We start from the raw sequence: 268 nt of genomic DNA on the forward strand, positions 1-268 counted from the left end.
TATGGTGGGCCTAAATGGACTCGAACCATCGACCTCACGCTTATCAGGCGTGCGCTCTAACCAGCTGAGCTATAGGCCCATACAAATTGCAGGATTTATTTATATCATATCCTCATTTAAGAGTCAATACTTTTTATTGAACTCTCAAAACTAAACGAAAACGAAACACGGAAACTTATATTGATAAACAGCGCTTATCAATTCTCCATAGAAAGGAGGTGATCCAGCCGCACCTTCCGATACGGCTACCTTGTTACGACTTCACCCC

General features: G+C 42.5%; 1 tRNA gene and 1 rRNA gene. Both read right to left on the reverse strand.

Features of this window, described 5'->3' with window-relative positions:
- Nucleotides 1–2: 2 nt before the first annotated feature.
- Nucleotides 3–79 (reverse strand) — tRNA-Ile (locus BAQ46_RS11220).
- A gap of 132 nt (nucleotides 80–211) precedes the next feature.
- Nucleotides 212–268 (reverse strand): 16S ribosomal RNA (locus BAQ46_RS11225); the annotation flags it as partial.

Origin of the sequence: Bacillus paranthracis, from assembly GCF_001883995.1 — a bacterium.
GTDB classification, from domain to species: domain Bacteria; phylum Bacillota; class Bacilli; order Bacillales; family Bacillaceae_G; genus Bacillus_A; species Bacillus_A paranthracis.